Origin of the sequence: Mesorhizobium sp. ESP-6-2, from assembly GCF_020164675.1 — a bacterium.
GTDB lineage: Bacteria > Pseudomonadota > Alphaproteobacteria > Rhizobiales > Rhizobiaceae > Mesorhizobium.
The window spans coordinates 306400-325344 of record NZ_JAIUGT010000006.1; the positions used below are offsets into that span (position 1 = coordinate 306400).

Consider the following 18945-nt stretch of genomic DNA (forward strand, 5'->3'; position numbering starts at 1 on the left):
CGTAAGCTATTGGTTAACCATAGCTAGCGCGATATGGTTAACGCCCTGTTAAAAGTCAGCTTTCGACAGTTAAGGAACGAGGATTGCGCGGGGCTGGAGCAAACGCAAATCGGGCCGCGCTTTTGGCGCGGCCCGATATTTGGTGCTGTTCGTGGGGTGAAGGCGATCAGCCGCGGAAGAGCGACAGGATCGACTGCGACGAGCCGTTGGCGATCGACAGCGCCTGGATGCCGAGCTGCTGCTGAACCTGCAGGGCCTGGAGGCGGGTCGATTCCTTGTTCATGTCGGCATCGACGAGCTGGCCGACGCCGCGGTCGATGGAGTCCATCAGGCTCTGCGTGAAGGTCTTCTGCAGGTCGATACTGCTCTTGGCGGCGCCGAGCGTGGTGGCGGCGTTCGTCATGTCCTTCAGCGCGGCGTCAACCACCTTCATCTGGTCGGCGATCTGCGAGTCGCTGAAACCCTTACCGGTGGTCGAGTCGAAAACCTTCAGCGTGGCGACCGAATAGGTGTCGGTGACCGCGGAAGCGACGCCCGCCACAGGGTTCGACGCGGTGGCGACGACGCTGCCGTCGGTACCGAGACGGTCGGCATCGAGAATGCCCTTCGCCGTGCCGGCGGTGGTGCCGGCCTCGTAGAGCTTAGTGCTTTCCACGTTGACGTCGATCGTCGAGATCGAAACCGCGCCGGAAGCGTCACGGTTGAAGGCCGAAACGATCTTGACGTCCGCCACGGACGTGCCCGTGCCGCTGTCCACGGACAGCATGTTGGTGCCGGAGAAGCTGGCGCCGTCGGCATAGGCCTTCAGCTGCTTCTGAAGGGCGGCGATTTCGGTCTGGGTCTTTTCCTTGTCGGCATCCGTCTGGCCGTAAGAGGCGGTCAGCTTGGTCTTGATCTGGTTGATGGTGTCGATCGCGCTGTTCATGCCGGTGTAAGCGGTATCGACCTTCGAGGCGCCGAGGCCAAGCGCGTCCGAAACGGTCGACATCTGCTGGTTGTCGGAACGCATCGTGGTGGCGATCGACCAGTAAGCGGCGTTGTCCGAAGCCTGGGAAACGCGATAGCCCGTCGAGATGCGGGCCTGGGTGGTTTCGAGGTTTTTGTTGGTGGCGTTCAAGCTCTGCAGCGCGGTCAGCGCCGAGGCATTGGTCATGATACTGGCCATGTCTACTCGTACCTTACTTTTTACAGGTGTTTTTTGACATACCGGATTGGCCGGTATGACGGAGCGGCATCATGCCAATGATCTGTCTGAGACCCGATCACCCGCCATCTGCGGGGAATATGGCGGCAAGTCCCTACCAAAGGACTAAACCGGACGGTTAATCGAAAATATTGTCGAAAAAAAACGGGAGAGTGCGGCCGGCGCCGGGCGCGATCAGTTGAAGGAGCGCACCAGGCTGCCGACAAGCAGATTCCAGCCGTCGATCAGGACGAAGAACAGGATCTTGAACGGCAACGATACCACCGTCGGCGGCAACATCATCATGCCCATGGCCATGGTGATGGTGGCGACGATCAGGTCGATGACCAAGAACGGCAGCACGATCAGGAAGCCGATCTCGAAGCCGCGCCTGATCTCGGAGATCATGAAGGCGGGCACCAGGATGCGCAGGTCGACGGTTTCCTTCGCAACGGTCTGGCCGCGTTCGCGGGCGAGGTCGGCGAAAAGGTCGAAGTCCTTGTCGCGCACATTGTGCAGCATGAAGGTGCGGAAGGGATCGGAAATCTTCTCGAAGGCCTCGGTTTGGCTGATCTGGTTGTTCATCAGCGGCTTGACGCCGGTATTCCAGGCCTGGTCGAAGGTCGGCGCCATGACATAGAAGGTCATGAACAGCGACAGCGAAATGAGGATGAGGTTCGCCGGCGTCGACTGCAGGCCGATGCCGGCGCGCAGGATCGAGAAGGCGATGACGAAACGGGTGAAGCTCGTCACCATGATCAGCAGGCCCGGCGCCACCGACAGCACGGTGAGCAGGCCGAACATCTGGATGATGTAGCCGACGGTGGTGCCGTCGGCCTTGCCGATGCCGCCGAGGTCCAGTTGCTGGGCCGTCGCGATCGATGTGGCGGCGCCGAGCAGCGCCGCGGCAAGAAGAAATTTCTTCATTCGAGCAGCAACGTCCTGATGAGTACCTGCTTGGCATGCCCCTGGCTGCGGATCGAGGCGCGCTCCTCGATATCGGCCTTCAGGTGCTGATAGCCGCTGGCGCCTTCGATCTGGTGCATCTTCAGGGTGCGCACGAAGGCCAGAAGATCCTGATGGATCTCATCCGACATTGCCGGCGGCTGCGGCGCGTCGTAGACCACCGACACTTCCATCCTGATCCAGGTCTCGGCGGGCGAGGCGATGTTGGTGGTGATCGGCGCCAGCGCGACGAGTGACGGTCCCGTGCCGGGCTCTTTCACGTCGGCGGGCTTGGGCACCTTGCCCTCGTTCTCCGGCGCGACGGGTACCGATGCCGGTGCCCCCACACCCTTGAGATAGCCGCCGGACAACCAGCCCATGCCGATGGCGGCAGCCGTCACCAGGAGCAGCATGGCGCCCTGAACGGCAAGGGAAGGACCCTTGCGAGACGGAACCTGTTCGACGCTGGCCACGGTGCTGCGGTCTCCAATGCCCTAGAACGGAAGAACCTGGTCGAGGATCTGCTGGCCGTAGGCCGGCTGCTGGACCTCGCTGACGCGGCCGCGGCCGCCATAGGAGATGCGCGCCTCGGCGATGCGTTCATAGGAGATGGTGTTCTCCGCGCCGATATCCGAGGGGCGCACCATGCCGGCGATGGTGAGCACCCTGAGCTCATAATTGACACGTACTTCCTGCGAGCCCCTGATCATCAAATTGCCATTGGGCAGGACTTCGGTGACGACGGCAGCAACGTTGAGTTCCAGGTTCTCCGAGCGCTTGATCTCGCCGTCCGCATTGGTTTCGGTGCTGGAGTTCAGGCCGGCGTCGCCCTTGCCGCTCGTGCTCTTGTCTTCCCATCCGAGCGTGACGTCGTAACCCAGCTTGCGCGAGGCGGTGCGGCTCCTGTCGTTCTGGTTCTTGAAGTTGGCCTTGTCGTTGAGCTTGATCCTGACGGTGAGAATGTCGCCTTCGCGCAAGGCCCTGGGATCGGTGAATAGCCGGCTCTGGCGATCGTCCCACAGCGAGAATTTCTTGACCGGCGCCGCAGGCGGCTCGGGATAGCTGTAGGGCGAAGCTCCTTCATTGCCGATGCCGGAACCGACCGGCGACAGTGAAGGCTCCCTGCCGATCTCCTTGAGATTGGTGCCGCAGCCGGACAAAGCTGCGACCGCGCACAGGACAAGCGATCTGCGGATCATGACGGATCTACCCTTCGGGCTGCGCTGGCCATGATGCCGGTGAGCGTCGCCGCCGCCTTCTGGTCCATTTCGTTGAGGATGACGCCGGCCTTGCGCGAATCCAGCTTCATCAGGATGGCCGCGGCGAGATCGGCATTGACGATGGCCAGGCGCTCGGCCGCCGCGTCGGGCTTCATGCCGGCATAGATCTTGACGACGCTGTCCTCGGCCCGGGCCAAGAACACCTCGCGCCGCTTCAGCCAGGTCTCGTATTCGGCCCGCTTTTCGTCCAGTGCCTTCATGCGCTGGTCGATGCCGGCCTGGAGCTGTTTCAACTCCTCCGCCTGCAAGACGTAGCGGCGGTCGCGAGCGGCGTCGGCTATGTTGGAGCAGAAGCGCTCGATCTCGCTTTGGTCGGGAGCCTTCTCCCGGGCCAACAGCTGCGGCGCGGGTGCGGGCGGCGCCCCCGGCAGGACCTGGCGGACGGCTTCTTCGGCATGCACGCCGCTTGAAAAGGCCGTCAGAGCGCAGGCCGCGAACAGGATCGCGGCGGGGCGGCGTCCTTGATCGAATGAGAGGGAGGAGATCATCGGCATCGCCTATTGGAGAACCAAGTCGGCCTGCAGGGCGCCGGCCGACTTGATGCCTTGCAGGATGGCAATGATGCCGTCGGGCTTCACGCCGAGACGGTTGAGGCCGGAAACAAGGGTTTGCAGGTCGGGGCCGTCGAGCACGGCGACGCGCGCGTCGGGCCGGCTGGCGTCGATGGCGGTGAACGGCTCGACGGCGGTCTCGCCCTTGGAGAAGGGTTCGGGCTGCACGACGCGCGGCGCTTCGGTGATGCGCACCGTCAGCGTGCCGTGGCTGATGGCCACGCGCGAGATCTTGACGTCGTTGCCGATGACTATGGTGCCGGTGCGCTCGTCGATGACGACGCGGGCCGGCGTATCGGATTCGACCACGAGGTTCTCGATCTCGGCGTAGAAGCGGGCCGCCGAGACGCTTTTCGGCCGTCTGATCTGGACGGTGCGGGAATCGCGCTCGGCCGCCACGCGCATGCCGAAGCGCTGGCTGGTGTAGTCATTGATCGCGTCGGCGATGCGAATGGCGGTCGAGAAATCGGGATTGCGCAACTGCAGCGTCAGTATCGGCTGGTCATCGAACTCGGCCTTCACGGCACGCTCGATGATGGCGCCGTTCGGCACGCGGCCCGCGGTCGGGACGCCTTGCGTCAACTGCTCGGCCTGACCTTGGGCGGTAAAGCCCGACACGATGACCGCGCCTTGGCCGACAGCATAGATTTCGCCGTCCGCCGCCTTCAGCGGCGTCATGATCAGCGTGCCCCCGGCGAGCGAGGTAGCGTCACCCATCGAGGAAACGTCGATGTCGATGCGCGCGCCCGACTGCACGTAGGGCGGCATGTTGGCGGTGACGATGACGGCGGCGACGTTCTTGGCGCGCGCGCTGCCGCCTTCGGTGGCGATGCCGAGATTCTCCAGCATGGCGCGGATCGACTGTTCGGTGAACGGCGAGTTGCGCAAGCTGTCGCCCGATCCGGCGAGGCCGATGACCAGGCCGTAGCCGACGAGCTGGTTGTCGCGCGAACTCTGCAGCTGCGCGATGTCCTTGATGCGCGAGGCGACCTGGCCCGGCGGCAGCGAGCTTGGCCCGGGCGAGACGCGGAACATGCGCGTGGTGGTGGCCGGATCATATTCAGGATCGTCGTACACGCCGCCATTCCTGGCGGCGAGTTCGCGCTTGGCCTTGGGCGTGAGGCCGTCGGCCAAGGCGGGCTGCAGGCCGAGCGCGGCCGCAAGCAGGAGAATAAACGGACGCGTCATGAAGCGCTGACCTGGATGGTTCCGTCAGCCATCACCGTGCCGGAGAGAATCTTGCCGCTGTCGCTGTTGCGAACCTTGATGAGATCGCCGGCCGAGCCTGGCTGCAAGGTCACGGCGGTGGCCGATATCGTCAGTCCGCCGGCGATGAAGAAAACCTGCACGGCAGCGCCCTGCTCGACCAGCCAGGCGTCGCGAATCGCGGCGGCGGGGATGTAGCGGCCGGGCAGCAGCGTGCGCTTGGCGATCTTGCCCTGGAGTTCCTCGGCAAGGGTCGCCACCGCGTCGGGCTTGTGCTTGCCGGGGATGAGGGTCACCTGCTTGAGGGCCGCAAGCTCGATGGTCTCGCCGGGATAAATGACCCGGTTTGGGATCAGCACGACCTCGCCGGCAGGCTGGCTGCTGGCGATCTGCGTTGCCGACCGGTTGGCCGCGTCCTGCGCGAAAGCCGGCATGCCGCCGGTCACCAGCGCAAGGACGAGCACGGTGCGGCGGAACGCGGAGCAGGAGACCGGAGCGGCCATTGTCGTTACCTGATATTCTTGGAGACGACCGAGGCCATGTCGTCGGCGGCCTGGATGACCTTGGAATTCATCTCATAAGCGCGCTGCGCCGAGATCAGTTCGGTGATTTCCTTGACCGGGTCGACGTTGGAGGCCTCGAGATAGCCTTGCTGGATGGTGGCGAAGCCTGGATCGCCGGGCACGCCGGCATTGGCCGGGCCAGAGGCGGTCGTTTCCTGGAAGAGATTGTCGCCGAGCGGCGCCAGTCCGGCTTCGTTGGCGAAGTTGACGATCTGGAGCTGACCGAGATTCTGCAGGTCGGTCTGGCCGTCGATGCGGGCGAAGACCTGGCCCGTCTTGTTAACGATGACCTCGACGGCGTCGACCGGGACGTTGATCGCTGGGATGACGCTGGCGCCGTCCACTGTCACCAGCTGGCCTGTGGCGTTGGTGTTGAAGGCGCCGGCGCGGGTGTAGAGCGTGCCGCCATCGGCGCCTTCGATCTGGAACCAGCCCCTGCCGGTGAGCGCCATATCGAAACTGTTGCCGGTGCTGGTCAGTTCGCCCTGGGTATGGACGTTGCGCACGGCGGTGGTCTTGACGCCGAGGCCGATCGAGACGCCTTCCGGCACCAGCGAAGCGTTGGAGCGGTTGGGCACGCCTTGCGTGCGGTCGACCTGGTAGAGCAGGTCGGAGAATTCGGCCCGCGCCCGCTTGTAGCCGGTGGTGTTGATGTTGGCGATATTGTTGGCGATGACTTCCAGATTGGTCTGCTGGGCGTTCATGCCGGTGGCGGCGATGGCGAGTGCTTTCATGGCCGAACTCCTCAGATGCCCATGCGGCTGACTTCGAGATAGGCCGAGACGACCTTGTCGCGGATGGCGACGGCAGTCTGCAGCGCCTGCTGGGCGCTCATCACGGCATCGACGACCTGGCGGGTGTCGGCGTCGCCCTTGAGCGCCTGGACCGAGACCTGCTCGGCGTTCTGCAGCGTGTTGACGGTCTTTGTGGCCGCCTGGCTCAGCGCTTCGGCGAAGGAGGTGCCGAGGTTGCCTGCGGTCGCGGGCGCAACGCCCCCCTGAAGCAGCTCAGTCGCCGTGTCGCCAAGTCCAGGCTTCAGGTTGAGCGCGCCGATGCCGTTCACGATCATTGGTTCCTCATCAGGTCGATGGTCATTGAAATGAGATCGCGCGCCTGCTTCACGACTTGCAGGTTAGCCTCGTAGGAGCGGTTGGCCTCGGTCATGTCGGCCATTTCGATCAGCACGTTGACGTTGGGCATCTTGACGTAGCCCTTGTCGTCGGCGGCCTCGTTGCCGGGCTGGAATTCCACCGGAAAATCGCTGGGATCGCGGTCGATAGAGTTCACTTCGACCGTTGAGCTGCCAGTGGTCCGGTCGAGCTCGGAGACGAAGCTGATGGTCTTGCGGCGATAGGGGTCGGAGCCGGGGGTGGTGCCGGTCGACTGGGCATTGGCGAGGTTTTCGGAAACCACGCGCAGCCGCTCCGACTGGGCGCCGAGGCCGGAGGCTGCTACTTTGAGGGCTGCTGTGAGCGCGTCCATGGTCAGCTCTTCACCGCCATCATCATCATCGAATGGAATGCCTTGACGATTGCCGTGTTGAGCTCGAAGGAGCGGCGCACCTCACCGGCCTTGAGAAGCTGGTCCTCGAGCACGACGGTGTTCTTGGACGGCATGACGACGCCGTCGTCTTCCTGTGGCTTGATCGCGAAACCGGCATTGGTCGCGGCGCTGCCGAGGTGTCCGGCCTGTGTCGTCTGCAACGACACCGCCGCGCGGTCGAGCACCTTTTCGAACGGCTCGACATCGTTTGCCGTATAGCCCGGCGTGTTGGCGTTGGCGATGTTGCCGGCGACCGCCGACTGACGCACGGCCAGCCATTGCGCTTGCTTGGCGGCGAGATCGAAAAGAGAAACGGGCTCCATGGGAATCTCCGGGCGTGTGCCCAAAGACTAGGCCGCCAGTCTTGCGCGGACCTTGCGGGCGGACGCAACCGGCAAGCGCGGCGAACTTACCTGGAAAGCTCGATCACCTGGTTGGCGCTGGTGACCATCACCCATTTGCCGTTGCGTTGCTCGATCGACGACACCTTGTTGGAATCCGGCAGGATCGAGCCACGCTGGACCATCCACAGCCCGGTGTCGTCCTCGATCATGGCGCGGCCATTGGCGACGTGGACCATGCGGAATTTGGTGACGTCGGCCGGAAAGGGCTGGTCATCTGGCGCCGGGGCGGCGCTGGGATCATCCTGCACGGTTCCGGTGGCAAGCAGGTCGATATTGGCATTCGGAACGTCCTTGGCCGTCAGCGGCGCGCTGCGCTCGGCAACCACGCCGCCGCCCTCGCGTCCAGAATTGGTGCCGGTGCCGCCGAACTTGATTGCCTGAACGCCGAACTGTTCCTGATTGAAGAAGATATACCAAGGGAACAGCGCGCAGATCAGGCCGAGCGTGATGCCGAGCGCGGCGATGACGAAATCGCTGCGCCGGCCGGCCTTCTTGCCCAGCCTGGGAAACGCGGCCTTGGGCGGCTGCGGCCATTGCGGCGCGGCGAAGAGCCCGTCGATGGCCGAGTTGCGGCTGGCTTCGATCTCTTCTTCGGCTTTCGCCTCCGCGATCATTTCGCGCAGGATGCGCTCGGTATGCTGGAGCTCAGTCCCCTTGTTCGGCATTCTGCTTTCCCTTGAGATGGCGGGCGAGATCGGAGAATGGATCAGCGGACGGGCGGTCCTTCGGCGATTGCATCAGTGCCTCGTAGATCAGGGGCACCTGGCGCACCGCCATGTCGAGTTCGGCGTCGGCGCCGCCCTGGTAGGCGCCGAGCAGGCGGATGTCGCGCGTGTCCTCGAAGCGGGAGATCATCGACTTCAGCCGCGTCACCAGCGCGCGCTGCTCGACGCTCCAAGCCTTGCCGGCCAGGCGTGATATGGACGACAGCGGATTGACCGGCGGATAGCGGCCTTGTTCGGCGATCGCGCGGTCGAGCACGACATGGCCGTCAAGGATGCCGCGCACGGAATCGGCCACCGGATCGTTGTGGTCGTCGCCGTCGACCAGCACGGAAATGATCGCGGTGATCGATCCTTTCCCCTCCACTCCCGGCCCGGCGCGTTCGAGCAGCTTGGGCAGCTCGGTGAAAACCGAAGCGGGATAGCCGCGCGCGACCGGCGGCTCGCCCGTTCCCGTCGCTACTTCGCGCAGGGCGTGGGCAAAGCGGGTGATCGAATCCAGTACCAGAAGCACGCGGTGGCCCTGGTCGCGAAAATGTTCGGCGACGTGCATCGCGGTGTCCGGCGCGCGCCGGCGCATCATGGCGCTTTCGTCACTGGTGGCGACAACCGCGACAGTCTTGGCCATGCTGTCGCCGATCGTGTCCTCGAGGAATTCGCGGACCTCGCGGCCGCGTTCGCCGATCAGCGCCACGACCACGGTGTCGAAAGCGTCTGCGCCGGCGAGCATGGCCAGCAGCGTCGACTTGCCGACACCGGAACCGGCAAAGACGCCCATGCGCTGGCCGAAACAGAGCGGCGTGAAAATGTCGATGACCTTGACCCCGGTCATGAAGGCGGTGCCGACGCGCTGGCGCGCCATGGCGCCGGGCGTGGCGGCCCCGGACATGCCGTCGCCCCTGATCAATGGCGGGCCACCGTCGATCGCCCGGGTGAGTGCGTCGATCGTGCGGCCGCGCCACGAGGCATGCGGCGCCACGGTGAGCGGACCGCGACGGAAAACGGCGTCGCCTATGCCGGCATCCGCACTGCGTTCGAAGGGGGCCACGACAATCTCGTCGCGGCTGATCTTGACGATCTCGCCGCGGCGCGTGCCGGCATGGCCGCGCTGTTCGACAAGATCGCCCAGCCTGGCGAAATCCGAAAGGCCGCGCACCTTGTAATGCGTCGATGTGACTTCGGTGACGAGGCCGCCGCGTTTGAGCAGTCCCTCGGCATCGCTGAAGCGCCGCCATATCCGCTCCAGCGCGGCAAGCCGGTCTTCCGGCGTTGGCTGGGGCAGTCTTTCGGGTGCGCGCAGGGTTGGCTGGTCGAGCGACATGCTACTTCGAGCCGAGCGTCTTGATCGCCTCGTCGGTAGAGGAATCGGTCTGCCGCATCAGGGCGGCGGTGTTCTCGAAAGCGCGCTGGACCATGATCAGCCGCGTCATCTCCAGCACCGGATTGACGTTGGATTCCTCGACGAAGCCCTGGGCGACGCCGATATCGGCGCGATCGGTCACCGGCTCGGGCGTGCGCGCCGGCACGATGCCGGAATTGCCGTAGCGCACGAAATTTTCGCCCGGATCGAAATTGTACAGGCCAATGGAGCCTACCAGCTGATCGTTCTGGCGCAACGAGCCATCGGCTCCGGCCTTGGGCGGGCCGTTGCGGGGGTCGAGCTGGATCGGTGCGCCGCCGGCGTCGAGCACGGGATGGCCCTCGACCGACATCAGCTCACCATTCTCGTTCATCGAGAAGCGGCCATCGCGGGTCATGACGGTGCCGACCGGCGTCTCGATGGCGAACCAGGCGTCGCCCTGTATGGCGAAATCGAACGGATTGCCGGTCTCGGTCAGGGAGCCATGGGCGCCGGAAAGATAGGTCTTGCCCGAGGAGGCGAAGGACACGGATTTCGGCCCGGTGCCGGACACCACGTCCTCGAACTTCACCCCGGTGGCGCGAAAGCCGACGGTCGAGGCGTTGGCGACATTGTCGGCGATCGTGTCGAGCCGACGCTCGAGCGCGATCTGCGAGGAAAGGGCGACGTAGAGACTGTCCCGCATGGTCAGAACTTCAACTTCTGCATGGCCATCATCAGGTCGGTGGAAATCCCCGCCGTGACCGGCTTGGCGAAGAGCACGCTGATCGACGACACGGCTGACGAGGTCGGGTGGTTGATCTCGTACATGGAGGTGAAGCGGGTCAGGAACTTGCCGAGCTTTTCGGGGTCGGAGAAATCAGAAATGTCGAGCTTCTGCTCGAACAGCTGCGCCTGCTTGTCGACGTCGGCGGTGGCGAAGGAATCCGGCAGGCCGAGAACGGTGCGCACCACGCTGGCAAGAGCGGTGTCGGCGAGCACATCGTACCAGCTGGTGATATCAGGCGCCTTGCGCTGGAAATAGAGCGCCAGCCGTACGCCCTCGTTGGTTTGGCCGGCATCCTCCTCCAGCGTCTGGCGCATGTACTTGTCCACGGTCGGCTGCTGTGCCGGATTGGTCGTGGTGGCCGCTTCGCCGTATTGTTCGAAGTTGAAGGCGGAGGCGAGCCCGGCATAGGCTTTGTTGGTCATCTTGTTGGCGACGCTGTCGGGGTCGCGGACGCCACCGGCCAGGACGCTGCGGATGAGGTCCTTGCTCTCTGTCGCCGGATCCAGCGCATAGGCCGAGAGGGCATAATTGTACAAGCGGCTGTTGGCCATCAGATCGTCGATGGACTTCACGTTCGTGATGTTGGCCAGGTAATATGCGGTCTCCGACTTGATGTAGTCCGCATTCGGCTTGATCAGGCCAAGCGCCGACCCTGTCGTGTAGATTTTCGGCGTATCTTTCAGCACTGCGTCGCGCGTGGTTGTCTGATCGCCATATTGGGCAAAATCGAAGGCCGTGACGAAGTTTGCGTATCGTTTATCGGTCAGCTTGTTTGCAGGGCTGTTGGGATCGCTCACGCCGCCCTCGAGCATGGCGCGGATCTGCTGCGGGGTTTCGGTCGAGGCATCCAGTCCATAGGACGCCATGGCGAATGTAAGCAGGCGCTTGTCCGCCATGAGGTCGTCAATCGACTTCACCTTGGAAATGTTTGTCGCGTAGTAATCGGCCTCGCCCTTGACGTACTGCGCGCTCGGCTTGACCAACGTCAGCCCGGCTCCGGCCATATAGCCCTTAGGCACCGCCTGCTGGACGTTGTCGCGCGTGGTCGTCTGATCGCCATACTGGACGAAGTCGAACGCCGAGACGAAGTTGGCGTAACTCTTGTCGGCCAGCTTGTTGGCGGGACTGTTGGGATCGCTGACGCCACCTTCGAGCATCGCCCTGACCGTTGCGGCCGGTTCGGTTTCGGCGTCGAGCCCGAATGCGGCCATGGCGTATGTCAGCAGACGGCTGTCGCCCATCAGGTCGTCGATCGACTTAACCTTGGAGATGTTGCTGACATAATAGGCGGTTTCGCTCTGATAGTAAGAGAAGCCCGCCTGCGAGGCGCCGATCTGGACTTGCAGCGCATAGTTGCCGGTCACCAGCTGCTGCGCCTTGTTGTAAACGGTGGTATTGGCGCCGTTGGCGGCGAAGTTGAAGGCGCTGACAAATTCGGCGTAGCGCTTGTCGGTCAGCTTGTTGGCGAAACTGTCGGGGTCGGAAACGCCTTCCTTGAGCGCCTTGACCATAAACGCCTTGGCGTAAGCCATGTCCTCCAGGCCGTAGGCCTTCATGGCATATTTGAACAAACGGTCATTGTTGACGAAATCGTCGATCGATTTCACCTTGGTGATGTTGTCCAGATAATATTTGGTGTCGCGATCGACCGTCGGCTGCTTTTCGATGCGGTCGATCGACTTGTCGATGTCCCTGGTGATCAACTGGTAGCTGGTATAGGTACTGAGCAAGGACGCGCCTCCGGCCGAAGCTATGCCAGCACAATAAACTCACTTCCTTGCGCGAAACTGAATCGCGCCGATCAGCTCGATGCCGCTCCGATTCAAGCCTCACACAAGGCACGGGGACTATCCCTTGCACCTGACTTGAAATGCGGAAGGACCTCTCGTGGGCATTCTGATTGGACTGGTGGTGACGCTCGGCTGCGTCCTTGGCGGCTTCATGGCCATGGGCGGGCATCTGCATGTGCTGATGCAGCCCTGGGAAGCGGTGGTCATCTGCGGCGCCGCGCTCGGCACCTTCCTCGTCGCCAATCCGATGAAAACGGTCAAGGACACCGGCAGGGGCATCCTCGAAGCCTTCAAGCAGGCCGTGCCGAAGGAGCAGGACTATCTGGAAACGCTCGGCGTGCTGCACAGCCTGATGCGTGAACTGCGTTCGAAGTCGCGCAGCGAGGTCGAGGCGCATATCGACAATCCCGAGGAATCGGCGATCTTCCAGGCATTCCCCACCGTGCTGAAGAACCACGATCTGACGCATTTCATCTGCGACTATTGCCGCATCATCATCATCGGCAACGCCCGTTCGCACGAGATCGAGGCGCTGATGGATGAGGAAATCCAGACCATCAAGTCCGACAAGATGAAAGCCTACCACGCGCTGGTCGCCGTCGGCGACGGCCTGCCGGCGCTCGGGATCGTCGCCGCCGTGCTCGGCGTGGTCAAGGCGATGGGCGCGCTCGACCAGTCGCCGGAAATCCTTGGCGGCCTGATCGGTGCAGCGCTGGTCGGCACCTTCCTCGGCATCTTCCTGTCTTACGCGGTGGTCGGGCCCGTCGCCACCAAGATCAAGACGGTGCGCGAGAAGAAGAACCGCCTCTACATCATCGTCAAGCAGACGTTGCTCGCCTACATGAACGGCGCCCTGCCGCAGGTGGCGATCGAGTTCGGCCGCAAGACCATATCGTCCTATGAGCGGCCGACCATCGACGCCGTCGAGCAGAGCACGATGAACACCGGCTCCGCCGAGAAAAGGGCCGCCTGAGCGATGCGCGACAGATCGGTGCCGACATTGTCATGACCAGTCCCGGCAGTCCCTTACAAGCACGCTCGCTGATCATCGAGCGTCTGGTCGGCGACAGCGGCGAGGCCGCCCAGGTCATCGGCACCGGTCGGGCGATGGCCGAACGCGCCGCGCCGCTGCTGCAGAAGAGCCTGACCAGTGAGCTTGGAGTTCCGGTCACCGTCGATCTCAGGGGCGTCGAGGTCAGCCGCGTCGCGGAGGCCCGCTCCCGTGCCGGCGATACGTTTGCCATGACCATCGTTGCGTCAGCCACGTCCTCCGATGCCATGACCCTGGTGATCGATGCGCCGGCGATCGCGGTCACGCTTTGCACGCTGTTCGGCGGCGACCCGGAGATGCCGGCATCGCCGATAGAGCGTGATCTGTCGCAGATCGAGATCGATGTTTCGACCATGGTGTTCCAGCAGGTCGCGCAGGCATTGAACGGATCGGGACGACGGTCGCTCGACCTGCGCCTGCCAGTGCCGCGGGCGATATCGGGCAGCGAAGCCAAACGGCACGTGTTGCGCGATGGCGCTGCAATCCGCATCGTCTTCGGCATTTCGACGCCGGCCGACAGCGGCACCGTCACGGTGACGATGCCGCAGCGTGTCGTGCTGGCCAGCCGGGACAGCGCTGCCGCCGGCGGCGAGAACGATCAGGGCGCCAACTGGCGCGCGCGCTTTTCGGAAGAAGTGATGCGCTCCACGGTGGCGCTCGAGGCGACCATGCCGCTGGCCCGACTGACGCTCGGCGATCTTGCCGATTTCGAAATTGGCCAGATCATCGAATTCGAGGAAACGGCGCAGTCGCAAGCGCGTCTCGGCGCGCGCGGCAAGACGCTGTTCGTATGCGAGTTCGGCAAGCTGGGACAGAATTACACCGTCCGGATCAAGCATCCCTATGATGCCGGACAGGATTTTATCGACGGGCTCATGCCGGCTGGTGCCGGGCACGCCTGAGCTTTTGGAGACGATGCATGGCCAAGACCAAGGCAGAAGCCGAAATCGACCAGCCGGACGAGCAGCTCGACCGCGCCATCGAGGAATTGCGCGGGGTTCTGCATGAAGAGGAACAGCGCCCCGATATCGCGTTCAAGGCCGCGTCCGCGGCCAATTCGAGCGTCATCATGAACATCCCCGTCGACGTCCAGATCATCCTCGGCAGCACCGAGATGCCGGTGTCCGACCTGATGGGGCTGCAGAAGGGCTCCACCGTGGCACTCAACCGCCGCATCGGCGAACCGGTCGACGTGGTGGTCAACGGCCGCAGAATAGCGCGCGGCGAGATCACCGTGCTCGAAAGCGACCCGTCGCGCTTCGGCATCAGGCTGACCGAAATCATCGCCGGCACGAAGGGCGCGTGAAGATGCGTCGCGGGTCTTGCCGGCGGCAGCGGGAGCGAAAGGCATGACAACGTCCCTTTCCCTGACGCGTCCGCAGAAGGCGGCCGCGATACTGGTGGCGATGGGCAAGCCGTCGGCCAGCCGCCTCTTGAAATTTTTCAAGCAGGAGGAATTGAAGGCGCTCATCGAGGGCGCCCGGCTGCTCAGGACCATTCCGCAAGGCGATCTCGAACGCATCGTCGCCGAGTTCGAGGCGGAGTTCACCGAAGGCGCGGGACTGCTCGATTCCGCCGACAGGATGGATACCATCCTCAACGAATCGCTCTCGCCCGAAGAGATGAGCGCGATCATGGGCGACAAGAAATTCGAGGTTGCGCCGGAAGGTCCGCCGCCGATCTGGCCCGAGCTCGAGAAGCTCGAGCCGGTGCGGCTTGGTACTTTCCTGGCCGGTGAGCATCCGCAGACTGCGGCCATGGTGCTGTCGAAGCTGGCGCCGCAGGCGGCGGCGAGCGTGCTGTTGACGCTGAGCAAGCCGACGCGCGGCGAGATCATCAAGCGCATGGTGACGATGGCCAATGTTCCCGACGCCGCCAGCAAGATCGTCGAAAACCGGCTGCGCACCAGCGTGTTGGCGGAAACCGCGACCAAGGATACATCGGCCGGACAGGCGCGCGTCGCCAGCGTTCTCAACGAATTGGACAAGCCGCTGCTCGAGGAGGTCATGCAGGATCTGGAGGCCGCCGGCACGCCCGATCTCGACGGCGTCCGGGCTCGGCTGTTCGCCTTCGAGGATTTGCCGCTGCTTACCCAGAAAGCGCGCGTGCTTCTATTCGACGGGCTGTCGACCGAACTGGTCACGCTGGCGCTGCGCGGCACTTCGGCGATCCTTGCCGAAGCGGCGCTGTCGGCGATCGGCGCGCGCTCGCGGCGCATGATCGAAGCCGAACTCGGACAAGGATCCGACGGGGTTCCCCTCGCCGACATCATGGCGGCGCGCAAGACGATCGTGACGACGACAATCCGGCTGGCGCGCGAAGGCGCGTTCGAGCTTCCCGCGACCCAGAACGCCGCCGCCTAAGGCCGGATCATGGCAGAGGCGGTCGACAAGGATTCCAAAACCGAAGAAGCGACGGAAAAGAAGATCCGCGACACCATCGAACAGGGCAAGCTGCCCCATTCGAGGGAGACCGCGCTCCTGGCCTCCTTCGTCGCCATACTGGTGTTCACCGTCTTCTACGCCAAGGATGCCATTGTCGATCTCGGCATGTTCCTGTCGATGTTCCTGGAGAAGCCGGAAGCCTGGCCGATGGACACCGAGACCGACGTCATCGCGCTCTACAAGATCGTCATGCTGGAGGTGGGCCGTGCCGTCCTCAGCCTGCTGGTGCTCCTGACCATCGCCGGCATCGGCGCCTCGGTGTTCCAGAACATGCCGCAATTCGTCGGCGAACGCATCAGGCCGCAGCTGTCGCGCATCTCGATGGTCAAGGGCTGGAACAGGCTGTTCGGGGTGCAGGGCTGGGTCGAGTTCCTGAAGGCGCTCGGCAAGGTCGGCTTCGCCATCGTCGTGCTCGCCTTCACGCTGTCCGAGGATCACCGCAAGCTGCTCGCCGGCATGATCACCAATCCCGTCGCCTTCGGCCTCGTCATCCGGGGCATCGCGGTCGACATACTGGTGGCGATCGTCTTCGTCATGGGCCTGATCGCGGCGATCGACATCGTCTGGTCGCGCTTCCACTGGAAGCAGGACCTGCGCATGAGCAAGCAGGAGGTCAAGGACGAGTTCAAACAGTCCGAGGGTGACCCGATCGTTAAGTCGCGGCTGCGCTCGCTGGCGCGCGATCGCGCTCGCAAGCGGATGATGACGGCGGTGCCGCGCGCGACGCTGATCATCGCCAACCCGACGCACTTTTCGATCGCGCTTAAATATGTGCGCGACGAGGATTCGGCACCGCTGGTGCTGGCCAAGGGGCAGGATCTGGTGGCGCTCAAGATCCGCGAAATCGCGCGCGAGCACAACATCCCGATCTTCGAGGACGTGGCGCTCGCCCGCTCCATGTACAAGCAAGTTTCGGTCGATAGTGTGATCCCGTCGCAATTCTACCAGGCCGTCGCCGAACTGGTGCGGATCGTCTATTCGAAAAAGGCTGAGCGCAGACAGATTTCATGAACCGCCAACCGCACGCCAACTCCCGCGAGATCATCGTCGCCAGCGCCATCGAGCAAGTCGTGGCGGAGCTCAGGCTGATCGATGTCGCCGATTATATCGCCTTCATCCGGCTGGAGCATTTCGCCTGCCTGTCGGATCTGGTCGATTCCGCGGCGGAGCTGTTCTTCAAGCCGGGCACGCTGAGGCTCGGCCATGGCGGCGAGGCCCATGTCGACTGGAGCGGCAGCCCGCGCATCGTGCTCGATCTCGAGCTTCGGCCACCGGGCGTCACCGTCTATTTCCAACTGACGCTGAGCGAAAAGGGCGCCTCGGTCGCCGTCAACTACGTGTCGTTCGAAAAGCCCGGCGAGGACCCCGAGCACAACACCGCCCTGCTCGAGGCGGTGGTCGAACAGGCGCGGATCCGCAAGGTCGAGCCGCTGGCGTTCTAACTATTCGATCAGGCCGAGCCGCAGCGCCTTGGCGACCGCCTGGTTGCGGTTGACGGCGTTGAGCTTCTGGGTCGACTGGGTGAGATACTGGTTGGCGGTATGCACCGACAGTTTCAGGAGCCGCGCGATCTCCTCGCTGGTGTTGCCGTTGGCGGTCAGTTTCAGGCATTCGAGCTCGCGCTTGGAGATCGCGCGCGTCTTGCCGACATCGCCCGGACGCATGCGGGCGACGGCGGCGAACAGCGAAAAGCAACGGGCGTGGATTTCATAGAGCGCGTCCTGCGGCAGGGCGATCTCCGAGCCGAGGAAGACGACGAGGCCGCACTGGCCGCGATCGGCATGGACGGGAAAGGCGATGCCGCTGCTGCCGGGCGCCAGCGGCGCCATCTGCTCGGTCCAGGCAAGGCCGGCGAACATCTCGCCCATGGCCGCCACACCGTCATCCGTCCACCAGCGCGGTTCGGTCGAGATCCTGCTATGGCGCACGATCTCCTCGCCATTGGCGCCCGAGATGAACTTGGTCGCCACCGATATGCCGGGATAGTCGGAATCGAAGCACGGCACCAGCCGCGCCCGCTCGAGCGACGGGCTGACGAAGAACAGGCCGAAGGCCGAGGCATTGATGTCGACGGCGATCCACCGGCAGCGCCGCACAGCATCGGAAATGGTCACGGCGTGATGCGTTTCGGAGCCGAGCGAGAAGGCGCCGAACGGATTGCGCTGGTCGTTGAAAAGGGCCTCGGCGGCCTGCTTGACGTCGGCCTGTTTCAAATGATGCCGCTCCTGATCGCCGTGGCGATAGCCATCGCGCGGTTGCTGGCCGCGAATTTCTGGATGGCGTGGGTGATGTAGCTGTTGACGGTGTTGGAGGACACGCCAAGGATGAGGGCAACCTCGTCCGTGGTCTTGCCTTCCGAGACCCAGAACAGGCATTCGCGCTCGCGGTCCGACAGCGGATCCTGCATGGCGGCGGCGGCGATCAGTTGCGGAATATGCGAGAGCGCGTAGCAGCACTTCAACTGCGCCTTCATCAGCGCCGGCTGGTCGATCCGGCCGGCGGCTGCCGCCGAGAACAGCGCGAACAGGCGTTGGCGGCCGACATTCAGCCTGAGCGAATAGATCTCGGCATGGCCTAGCACGTCGAGCAGGCGTGCCTCTTCGCCGGAGACCAGCCCCTCGGCCTGTGGTGCCTGCGCCGACACTAGCGGCCTTGGACGCATGCCCGGCGCAACGGTGAGCGCGCCTTGGGCAAGGCCAGCGATCAGCCGCTTGCCGATCAGTTCGATGGCGTCGAAAATCCAGTTGGACGAGACGATGCGCGCGTCGTTGCGGTCCTGATCGTGGACGATGGCGACCAGCATATAACTGTCGGCACCGATCTCGGCGGTCAACTCCATGAAAAAGCTGGTGAGATCGCCGCGCGACGTCAGGCGCGAGCCCAATGTGTCGGATTGAAGAAGCGCGGCGGGACTGCTCATTTGCTGTTTTTGGCCGGAATCGATGCTGATGTCCGGATGCTGGAGAGCCAGCCGCCGAACCTGAAAACGCGTTACATTTACGAGACACACACAAGCGCGGGGTCGCGCCCGATCAGACGGAATCCATTCAGGGAACGCGAAGCCGTCCGCGTCTGGCGCCAGAAAATTCCGGCACTTGAGACTTTGGGTGGTCGCCGCGCCCCCCGAGGACCGGC

General features: G+C 63.8%; 23 protein-coding genes. 6 read left to right on the forward strand and 17 right to left on the reverse strand.

Translation table 11 applies throughout. The features are described 5' to 3' along the window. Positions 1–166: 166 nt before the first annotated feature. From LB532_RS18430 to LB532_RS18500, 15 genes are all read right to left on the reverse strand, one after another. A complete protein-coding gene (locus LB532_RS18430; RefSeq protein ID WP_140641580.1) occupies positions 167–1165 on the reverse strand; it encodes a flagellin in 999 nt (332 codons plus the stop codon). 213 nt (positions 1166–1378) lie between these two features. Next, positions 1379–2110, reverse strand: coding sequence for a flagellar type III secretion system pore protein FliP (fliP, locus tag LB532_RS18435; protein ID WP_140641578.1), 732 nt, complete (start codon positions 2108–2110; stop codon positions 1379–1381). Continuing rightward, complete coding sequence (locus LB532_RS18440; RefSeq protein ID WP_263492230.1) at positions 2107–2541, reverse strand: flagellar basal body-associated FliL family protein; 435 nt, start codon at positions 2539–2541, stop codon at positions 2107–2109. Before LB532_RS18440 ends, fliP begins: the two co-directional genes overlap by 4 nt. Positions 2542–2622: 81 nt before the next feature. Next, on the reverse strand, positions 2623–3327 hold the full coding sequence (gene flgH, locus LB532_RS18445) for a flagellar basal body L-ring protein FlgH (RefSeq protein ID WP_140641574.1): 705 nt from the start codon (positions 3325–3327) through the stop codon (positions 2623–2625). Further along, positions 3324–3902, reverse strand: coding sequence for a MotE family protein (locus tag LB532_RS18450; RefSeq protein WP_140641572.1), 579 nt, complete (start codon positions 3900–3902; stop codon positions 3324–3326). The genes flgH and LB532_RS18450 overlap by 4 nt, the downstream gene beginning before the upstream one ends. A gap of 3 nt (positions 3903–3905) precedes the next feature. After that, complete coding sequence (locus LB532_RS18455) at positions 3906–5147, reverse strand: flagellar basal body P-ring protein FlgI (protein ID WP_140641570.1); 1242 nt, start codon at positions 5145–5147, stop codon at positions 3906–3908. Beyond that, positions 5144–5668 (reverse strand): flagellar basal body P-ring formation chaperone FlgA, encoded by a 525-nt coding sequence (gene flgA / locus LB532_RS18460; RefSeq protein WP_140641568.1) that lies wholly within the window; start codon positions 5666–5668, stop codon positions 5144–5146. Before flgA ends, LB532_RS18455 begins: the two co-directional genes overlap by 4 nt. Before the next feature lie 5 nt (positions 5669–5673). After that, a complete protein-coding gene (gene flgG / locus LB532_RS18465) occupies positions 5674–6462 on the reverse strand; it encodes a flagellar basal-body rod protein FlgG (protein WP_140513636.1) in 789 nt (262 codons plus the stop codon). 11 nt (positions 6463–6473) lie between these two features. Further along, positions 6474–6797, reverse strand: a complete 324-nt coding sequence (locus LB532_RS18470) for a flagellar hook-basal body complex protein FliE (protein WP_181168599.1) — start codon at positions 6795–6797, stop codon at positions 6474–6476. Continuing rightward, a complete protein-coding gene (gene flgC / locus LB532_RS18475; protein ID WP_140496213.1) occupies positions 6794–7210 on the reverse strand; it encodes a flagellar basal body rod protein FlgC in 417 nt (138 codons plus the stop codon). The genes LB532_RS18470 and flgC overlap by 4 nt, the downstream gene beginning before the upstream one ends. Before the next feature lie 2 nt (positions 7211–7212). Then, the gene (gene flgB, locus LB532_RS18480) at positions 7213–7593 is read right to left on the reverse strand and encodes a flagellar basal body rod protein FlgB (RefSeq protein ID WP_140496212.1); all 381 of its coding nucleotides are present in this window, start codon (positions 7591–7593) and stop codon (positions 7213–7215) included. 86 nt (positions 7594–7679) lie between these two features. Beyond that, a complete protein-coding gene (locus tag LB532_RS18485; protein WP_140641566.1) occupies positions 7680–8339 on the reverse strand; it encodes a hypothetical protein in 660 nt (219 codons plus the stop codon). Next, positions 8320–9717, reverse strand: a complete 1398-nt coding sequence (gene fliI, locus LB532_RS18490; protein ID WP_140641564.1) for a flagellar protein export ATPase FliI — start codon at positions 9715–9717, stop codon at positions 8320–8322. Before fliI ends, LB532_RS18485 begins: the two co-directional genes overlap by 20 nt. Position 9718: 1 nt before the next feature. Beyond that, positions 9719–10441 (reverse strand): flagellar basal-body rod protein FlgF, encoded by a 723-nt coding sequence (flgF, locus tag LB532_RS18495; RefSeq protein WP_140513633.1) that lies wholly within the window; start codon positions 10439–10441, stop codon positions 9719–9721. Positions 10442–10443: 2 nt separating this feature from the next. After that, positions 10444–12255, reverse strand: coding sequence for a DUF1217 domain-containing protein (locus tag LB532_RS18500; RefSeq protein WP_140641562.1), 1812 nt, complete (start codon positions 12253–12255; stop codon positions 10444–10446). Positions 12256–12412: 157 nt separating this feature from the next. Between LB532_RS18500 and motA the strand changes: the two genes are divergently transcribed. From motA to LB532_RS18530, 6 genes are read left to right on the forward strand one after another with little or no spacing between them, the layout of a single operon-like run. Continuing rightward, positions 12413–13288 carry a flagellar motor stator protein MotA gene (gene motA / locus LB532_RS18505; protein ID WP_140496207.1) on the forward strand — a complete coding sequence of 292 codons (876 nt, stop codon included), beginning with the start codon at positions 12413–12415 and terminating at the stop codon, positions 13286–13288. Positions 13289–13320: 32 nt separating this feature from the next. Beyond that, complete coding sequence (locus tag LB532_RS18510) at positions 13321–14268, forward strand: FliM/FliN family flagellar motor switch protein (RefSeq protein ID WP_140641560.1); 948 nt, start codon at positions 13321–13323, stop codon at positions 14266–14268. 17 nt (positions 14269–14285) lie between these two features. Further along, a complete protein-coding gene (gene fliN, locus LB532_RS18515; RefSeq protein ID WP_140641558.1) occupies positions 14286–14672 on the forward strand; it encodes a flagellar motor switch protein FliN in 387 nt (128 codons plus the stop codon). A gap of 43 nt (positions 14673–14715) precedes the next feature. Continuing rightward, a complete protein-coding gene (locus LB532_RS18520; protein WP_140641556.1) occupies positions 14716–15729 on the forward strand; it encodes a flagellar motor switch protein FliG in 1014 nt (337 codons plus the stop codon). 9 nt (positions 15730–15738) lie between these two features. Further along, a complete protein-coding gene (flhB, locus tag LB532_RS18525) occupies positions 15739–16821 on the forward strand; it encodes a flagellar biosynthesis protein FlhB (protein ID WP_140641554.1) in 1083 nt (360 codons plus the stop codon). After that, positions 16818–17252: a hypothetical protein gene (locus tag LB532_RS18530; protein WP_140496202.1), complete on the forward strand. Its 435-nt coding sequence runs from the start codon at positions 16818–16820 to the stop codon at positions 17250–17252. Before flhB ends, LB532_RS18530 begins: the two co-directional genes overlap by 4 nt. Here LB532_RS18530 and LB532_RS18535 read toward each other — a convergent pair whose 3' ends face one another. Continuing rightward, the gene (locus LB532_RS18535; RefSeq protein ID WP_140641552.1) at positions 17253–18023 is read right to left on the reverse strand and encodes a helix-turn-helix transcriptional regulator; all 771 of its coding nucleotides are present in this window, start codon (positions 18021–18023) and stop codon (positions 17253–17255) included. It abuts the gene before it with no gap. Continuing rightward, positions 18020–18730 (reverse strand): helix-turn-helix transcriptional regulator, encoded by a 711-nt coding sequence (locus LB532_RS18540; RefSeq protein ID WP_140641550.1) that lies wholly within the window; start codon positions 18728–18730, stop codon positions 18020–18022. The genes LB532_RS18535 and LB532_RS18540 overlap by 4 nt, the downstream gene beginning before the upstream one ends. Between the last annotated feature and the right edge of the window lie 215 nt (positions 18731–18945).